Below are 7,518 nucleotides of genomic sequence, written 5' to 3' on the forward strand. Positions count from 1 at the left end.
TGAAGAGTTTTTAAACGGTGTTTAAACACCTTCTCGGATGGATTTGAATAATGCCCAAACCCAGCAGCATAGAAATTTTGCCACAGGCGGTCAAAGAGTGGCTGGACACGACTCTGGTTGAAAAGAATTTCAGCGGATATCAGCTGCTCGAAAATGAGCTTAAAGAGCGCGGATATCAGATCAGCAAGAGCGCCATCCACAGATACGGGCAGAATTTTGAAAAGAGACTGTCTGCCGTAAAGATAGCGACAGACCAGGCAAAGGCGATTGTCGAAAATTCCAGGGATGATTCCGCCTCTGTATCGGAAGCCCTGATGACGCTGGTTCAGGAAAAGATATTCACTGTGCTTATGGATTTTGACCCTGACCCGGCAACACTTAATCTTAACGGTCTCGCAAAGTCAGTCGCTGAACTTGGCCGGGCTTCGGTCACCCAAAAGAAATGGGCTTCAGAAGTCAAGAAGAAGGCAGAGGAAGCCGCAGCCAGCGTGGTTGATACAGCCAAAAAAGGCGGTCTTAGTGATGATACCGTGGACGAGATCAAACGCCGGATATTGGGGATAGCATCATGACAATTACCGAAATCCCTGATCCGCTTGTTAAATATCAGAAGTCCTGGGCTGAGGATAATTCAGAAGTGGCCATCATAGAAAAGTCCAGACGTACAGGTATTTCATGGACAGAGGCTGGAATAACAACGCTTGAGGCATCTGCCAAGTCCGGCATGAACGCCTGGTACATCGGCTACAACAAAGACATGGCTTACGAGTTCATTCTGTACTGCGCCTGGTGGGCAAAGCTCTACAACCTCGCGGCGGGAGAAATCGAGGAAACTGAGGAAGTTTTTAAAGACGGAGATGAAAGCAAGTCCATACTTTCCTTTGTGATCCGTTTTGATTCAGGTTGGCGCATCACGGCTCTTTCATCCAGACCTGCCAACCTTAGAGGCAAGCAGGGCCGGGTTATCATAGATGAAGCAGCTTTCCACGAACAGCTCGGAGAACTTCTGAAAGCGGCAATGGCTCTTTTGATGTGGGGCGGCAAGGTTCGCATCATTTCCACACACAACGGCGTGGATAACGAATTCAACGAAGTCATTACCGAGGTCAGGTCAGGCAAAAAACCTTACAGCCTGCACAGGGTGACTCTTGATGAAGCCCTGGAAGACGGAATTTACAAAAGAATCTGCATCAAGCTTGGGAAAGAATGGAGTCCTGAAGCGGAAGCTGTCTGGCGTCAGAATCTTCTGGATTTTTATGGAGACGCGGCTGACGAGGAACTCTGCTGCATACCAAGCAAGAGCGGCGGAACATGGCTACCAATAAGCCTGATAGAGGCAAGGATGAACAGGGACACGCCAGTTCTGCGGGTAGAAAGGACTGACGAATATACCCTGAAACCTGAACCAGAGAGAATCGCTGACATTGCAGCCTGGTGCGAGGAAGAGCTTCTTCCACTGATTTCAAAAATACCAAAGAACTCAAAGACCGTCTTCGGCGAGGACTTTGCCAGAAACGGAGACCTTACAGTCATAACGCCCCTGATTATAGAGCAGGATTTGAGAAGGCGGTCTCCATTTGTTCTTGAAATAAGAAACATGCCTTTCAAACAGCAGGAGCAGATCCTTTTTTACCTTGTCGACCGCTTGCCAGGATTTTGCGGCGGAGTAATGGACGCGAGGGGCAATGGCCAGTACCTGGCAGAGGTCGCGGCCCAGAGATACGGAGTCGGCAGAATCGTCCAGCTGATGCTGTCCGAGGGCTGGTATCTGGAGAACATGGCTCCTTTCAAGTCCGCAATGGAAGACGGATCGATATACGATATTCCGGGTGACAAGGACATTCTCGCGGATATGAGGGCGTTCAAGATTATCAAGGGCGTTCCCAGAATACAGGAAAGAAGCACAGACGGAAAAGGACAGAAAAGACACGGAGACGCGGGTATTGCCTTTGTTCTTGGATATTTTGCCTCACGAACAATGGACGGAATGTCTGACGTAATTGAGGTTATGACGGCCCTTCCGCGTGAATCGGACAGGTTTTTGAGGGGGTACAATGACTGAAGGCATATGGATAAGCCCCACAGAGTTTCTTTCCTTTTCGGATACCGAGCATGAACGTGCCGGACTTTTAAGCGAGCTTAACGGCTCAGGCATTTTAGGCGGTTTTGATCCTTATTCATGGCTCGGCATTCTGCCTGATCCTGACCCCGTGCTTCAAAAAACTGGTGACGGGATCAAGGCCTTAAGGGCGCTTACGTCAGACGACAAGGTTCTTTCCTGTATCCAGAACCGCAAGCTTGGAACACTCAAGAAACGTGATTTTGCCTTTACGCCAGGAGCGAAAAAAGGCCTGGAGGCAACTCCCGACGCTGTCCGGGTCTGCGAGGCACTGGAAAAGGATCTTGAAAACGTAGATCTCTACAACATCATGAGTCAAATGCTGGATGCGCCTTACTACGGAACGGCTTTTAGCGAGCTTATATGGGAACCAAATGGCGGGAGTCTCAGGCTGAAAGAAATCAAACCAAGGCCTGCTGAATGGTTCGGCTTCGACGGTTTCCACAGGCCTGTGCTCCGGAATAATGAAAATGAGCCAATCCAGTTCGGCAAGCTGGTTATGGCAAGGCATTTTCATGATGCGGTCAATCCGTATGGACTAAGGCTTTTGTCCAGATGTTTCTGGCCCGTAGCGATCAAGAAAGGCGGAATCAAGTTCTGGACAATTCTTTGCGAAAGATTCGGCATCCCCTGGGTTATCGGCAAGGTGAACGGAGATGAAACAGCCAGAAGATCCGCTGTGTCACAGCTTACGGCAATGGTTCAAAATGCAGTTGCTGTGGTTTCAAACAATACAGAGGTTGATATTCATACCCTGGATAACAAGGGTGGAAACATTCACTCAGACCTGATCCGCATGTGCGACACAGCCATAGCAAGGGTTCTGCACGGCCAGTCCATAACCAATGAAGGCGGCAAGACAGGCACTTTCGCGGAATCAAAAACCAGCTTCGACGCTCTGGGCGATTTCAGGGAAGCTGATGAGCACCTGATCATAACTTTCTGGCAGGAACTGGCCTGGATTTACACAAAGATAAACGCTCCGGAAGGAACGCTGTCTCCGACTTTCAAATACATTGATCCGGAGGATTACGAGTCAAGGGCAAAGATAGATGAGGCCGTATCAAAGACAGGGGCAAAGTTCACCAAGGTCTATTACACCCGCAACTATGGCTACAAGGATGATGAAATTGAAGTCGGATCTTCTTCGCCTGAAGAAAATCCCGCATCAGTACCGCCTCAAAAGGGAAATAAGGGGGATGTTTCCAAAGATGAAGGTGCTTCCGATTTTTCGACAGGAAAAAAGGGCAATGAAGAAACAGACGATCCTGACCAGATCGCCCTTGATGAGATGCTCGACGGAATTATTCCCGAAGCTGCCGATGCCCACGGAATAACTAAAGCACTGTCAGAGATAATAAACCAGGCTGAATCGTTCGAAGAACTGCATACAAGACTGGAAGAGGCTCTTCCGGAACTGATGGGATCTGAAGGCATGGAGGAAGTCCTTACAAGGGCGATGTTTGCCGCTGACCTCTGGGGACGCTTCACCACAAGCTCCGCTCTCTCACAGGGTGAGGGTACGAAATGACAAAACCCGATGGCCTACCATTCAAGGACGCCATTAAGTTCTGGGAATCCAAAGTTCCAATGGAGCCAAAGGCATACAAAGAGCTGTGGAACGAACAGAAGGTCAATGCCTTTGCAGTTTCAGGCGTGTCGAACATGGACACGGTTATGGATCTTTACAGGAGCCTTGGCAAGGCAATCAGTGAAGGTCAGTCATTCGGAGCATGGAAAAAACAGCATGCGGATCTGTGGGAGCAGAAAGGATGGACAGGCAAGTCGGCATGGCGGGTGGACAACGTATTTCGCACAAATGTTCAGACCGCGCTTCAGGTCGGTCGTTACAACCAGATGTCCCAGTCAGTCGATGACATGCCCTTCTGGATGTACAGCGCAGTTTCAGACAGAAGGACAAGGCCGACTCATCTTGCCATGAATGGCCAGGTTTACCGCTTTGATGATCCGTTCTGGGACAGCTGGTATCCGCCAAACGGATTCAGATGCAGATGTACGGTCAGGCCGCTTAGTGAGGGCCAGGTGAAACGAAAGGGTGTTGAGGTTCAATCAGGCATGCCAGGCCTTATAGAGCCTGTTGATCCGAAGACAGGAAGAAAGATGCCAGCCAGGCCGCTCGTGCCTGATCCGGGATTCAATTTCCATCCGGGAAAGGCGCATTACCAGCCTGATCTTTCAAAGTATCCGGCGACCCTGAAACAGAGGTTTCTTGAAAAGTTTCTGGAAAGAGCCTGCCCTGATGACAGGATGGATTTTTCAGAGTCGTCTTGCTTCAAACGTCTCAAAAAACATTTGAAACAGGAAGACCTTGAAAGCCTTCAGACCCTTGCCTGGGCAGAGGGTGAACGAATGAAGAAGGAATACAGGGAATGGGTGGCAGGAGTCATAGAATCCATGCAGCCGAAAGGTGAAGTTTATCCCATGGCTAATCTGCCGCTCAAGGTCTGCAACAGTATGGAAAAGCAGCCACAGTTGGCTCTGGTTGTAATCGATGATCATGCGGTCACCCATCTTGTCAGGGAGACAAAAAAAGCTCGCGGACAGGCACTGACAGCAGACGAAGTAACCGAACTTGCGGACAGGTTCGCAGCCGCTGAATGGTATCTGGATCAGGAAGATCCGGCAGTAGTTATGACCTGGGTACGATCAGGAGACGAGCTGGTCAAGATGATTATCAGGACAGACAGGGCTATTGGCAAAGGGATAGCTAATCAGGTTGTCACAGCCGGTGTGGTTAAGGATTACAGCATCGAAAGCAATCTTCGTTACAGGAAGGTGGGTATGTAGCATGTCCCGGCATGGGAGGTCGGCAAACCCCTCCATTGGAGCGTCCTTTTAAGGATTGTTCCCGACTCGCCAGGCCGATTTTCGAGTCCTCATACCGAGACAATTTTGAATGGTGCGTGCAAAGAACGGCACACACCCTACATCTGTAAATATTTTAATGCCTCACCGGAGGAAAAGCAATGCCTAACTGGATCGAAGTTTTAAAAAAAGGAACATTCACAGCCAAATCAGGAAAGCCTGTTTCATTCACAGAGGCTGATCTGGACGCCATAGCGGCTGGCTATGATGCTGCCAAGGCTCCGGCCCCGCTTGTGTTCGGTCATCCTGAGGATTCTGATCCGGCTTTTGGCTGGGCAGAAGAGTTTAAACGCAAGGGCGATATTCTGATGGCCAGATTCAAAGACGTTCCGGAGGTGGTCAAGACCCTCGTAAACAATGGCCATTACAAGAAAGTCAGCATCTCTCTTGCCGCAGACAAAAAGACTGTGCGCCATGTCGGGCTTCTGGGAGCCGTCCCTCCGGCCGTGCCTGGTCTGGCTGATGTTAAATTTTCGGAGGGAGAGTCTTTAACAATAGAAATGTCATCAAAAGAGGAGACCAACATGCCAACAGTCGAAGAGCTTAAAAAACAATTGGAAGATGAGGAAAAGGCAAGAAAAGAGGCTGAAGACAGAGCCAAGGCAGCCGAGGACGGAAAGAAAGCGGCAGAGACAGAGCTTTCAGCCATCAAGGATGAAGCCTCAAAAACAGCGGTTGAAACAAAAATTGAGGAGTTGATTTCAAAGGGCAGAATCCTTCCGGCAAACAAGGACGCGGTTGAGGCAGTTGCTCTGGCGCTCGGAAAAACAGGCGATGAAATCGAACTGTCCAAAGGCTCAGGCAAGAAATCGCTTCAGGATCATTTTTTCGACTTCCTGGGGACTCTGCCTGAAAACGGGCTGCTTAACGAATTTTCAAATCCGGGTGATGGAAAGAGAGAAGAGGCTTTGCCTGATGACCTGATGAGCAAGGTGTAAAAAATGAATTCAACCGAAAAAAGCCCCAGCGGGGCGACATCTTTGTAGGAGTTAAAACATGGCCATTAACGGAAAAGTATTCGAATCAAGCAGGACAGAAGAGATCATTCTGAGCGGTGATCCGGTTGTTATCCTCTCTGCTTCGCTTAAAGCAAACAATGGCGTTTATCCGGCGGGTCTTCTTGTCACAGAAAACGCTTCAGGCGCACTGGTTCCGCTTGTCAGGGTTGATGATGTGACTCTCGCTACAGGAAATGGAGTCCTTACAGCTTTTTCAGGAACTCTTGAAAATGTTCCTGTGGAGCCAGGCACTCTGATCATAATCGCCGGAGCAGAAACATTCAAAGAGGTCTCACCCGGAGTTCTGGCGGGCAGCGCCGGTGGCACTGGCAAGATCGGGCATCTTGACGGCAAGTGGAACATCACATGCGCGGCTGCTCCCGCGAACGGAGTCGCAATAACCGCTGATTATATCACAGCCATTGACGGAGTCATGACAGAAACCGTGGATACGGCTCTTCAGACAGCAGGCAATATCGTGCATTTCGGCCAGGTCAGGAAAGACGTTCTCAAGATAGGCATTGCAAGTCCTGCCCAGCCTGACGCGGCAATTATCAAGGCCATGATCCGCAGACGCATATACGCGAGATAAGCAGGGATAATCCCCCTGGCCCCCTTTTAAAGGGGGAATATTTGAATAAAGGAGAATGAAATGGATCTTAATCTTAAAGGCTTTTTTACAAAAGACACTCTGATCAGATATCTCAAGGGCCTTCCTCCGCTGAAGACGCCGGTAATAGACTCAGTATTCACAAACAGACCGAATCATCCTCTGCCATTTGTGGGCGAGGACATGCTCAAGGCGGTTGTGAGGGCAATGCCTGTCGTAAGAAGAGGCGCTCCAAGTATTCCGGCGACAAAGGAAACCGGCACAACAGCGATGTATGAACCTCTGCCAATACGTCCGAACGTGACTGTGACAGGCGTGGAGCTGAACAATCTCAAACTTCTTGGCCAGAGCAGCAAGGAAACATGGGCCCAGAACAAGACAGATCATCTCAGAAGGATTGTCAGGGCCACGACAGAGGCAATCGCAGCCGGTTCCCTTTCAGGCAGCATTGTATGGCCTGTGCAGCTTGACGGAGGCGGATGGGAAAGCTGGGAAATCAATTATGGCACTCCGGCGGAAATCACACCTGTGAAGCTCTGGGATGCATCGAACGCAGGAATCAAGGATGTGTTCGAGACTCTGGACGCAATGAAAGAGGCCATAGAGGACAATGGATACGGAGACATAGTTTTCTGGGCAGGCAAAAAAGCATACAGCACGCTGTTGATACTGGCCGAGGCTTTCAAGTCAACAGCCAATATGAACGTCAGGGTGACAGACAAGGGCATTGATATAGCGGGCTTCTTTATCCAGCGAAGATCAGAGCGTTACAGGAATCCACAAACCGGAACCATGACCCCGACTGTGGCGGACAACGAGATCAAGGCCATAGCCATGGATGCCGGGCATCTTATGCCATATTGCGCGGTTGATGACCTTGACGCAAATCTTCAGGCCATGCCGCT

7 protein-coding genes are annotated in these 7,518 nt (G+C 49.9%); all 7 read left to right on the forward strand.

What is annotated here, in order from left to right; translation table 11 throughout:
* Positions 1-50 precede the first annotated feature (50 nt).
* Positions 51-572 carry a DUF3486 family protein gene (locus K245_RS0120070; protein WP_027360624.1) on the forward strand — a complete coding sequence of 174 codons (522 nt, stop codon included), beginning with the start codon at positions 51-53 and terminating at the stop codon, positions 570-572.
* Positions 569-2,062, forward strand: a complete 1,494-nt coding sequence (locus K245_RS25640; protein WP_035277780.1) for a terminase large subunit domain-containing protein — start codon at positions 569-571, stop codon at positions 2,060-2,062. Before K245_RS0120070 ends, K245_RS25640 begins: the two co-directional genes overlap by 4 nt.
* Positions 2,055-3,650, forward strand: a complete 1,596-nt coding sequence (locus tag K245_RS0120080) for a phage portal protein family protein (RefSeq protein ID WP_027360625.1) — start codon at positions 2,055-2,057, stop codon at positions 3,648-3,650. The genes K245_RS25640 and K245_RS0120080 overlap by 8 nt, the downstream gene beginning before the upstream one ends.
* Positions 3,647-4,927, forward strand: coding sequence for a phage head morphogenesis protein (locus K245_RS27030; protein WP_051284480.1), 1,281 nt, complete (start codon positions 3,647-3,649; stop codon positions 4,925-4,927). The genes K245_RS0120080 and K245_RS27030 overlap by 4 nt, the downstream gene beginning before the upstream one ends.
* Before the next feature lie 179 nt (positions 4,928-5,106).
* Positions 5,107-5,943 carry a phage protease gene (locus tag K245_RS27035; RefSeq protein WP_051284482.1) on the forward strand — a complete coding sequence of 279 codons (837 nt, stop codon included), beginning with the start codon at positions 5,107-5,109 and terminating at the stop codon, positions 5,941-5,943.
* A 58-nt stretch (positions 5,944-6,001) separates the two neighbouring features.
* The gene (locus K245_RS0120095; RefSeq protein ID WP_027360626.1) at positions 6,002-6,595 is read left to right on the forward strand and encodes a hypothetical protein; all 594 of its coding nucleotides are present in this window, start codon (positions 6,002-6,004) and stop codon (positions 6,593-6,595) included.
* 60 nt (positions 6,596-6,655) lie between these two features.
* Positions 6,656-7,518, forward strand: an 863-nt coding sequence (locus K245_RS0120100; RefSeq protein WP_027360627.1) for a major capsid protein, incomplete at its 3' end; no start/stop codon positions are given.

It is taken from the genome of Desulforegula conservatrix Mb1Pa, from assembly GCF_000426225.1.
Lineage (GTDB): Bacteria > Desulfobacterota > Desulfobacteria > Desulfobacterales > Desulforegulaceae > Desulforegula > Desulforegula conservatrix.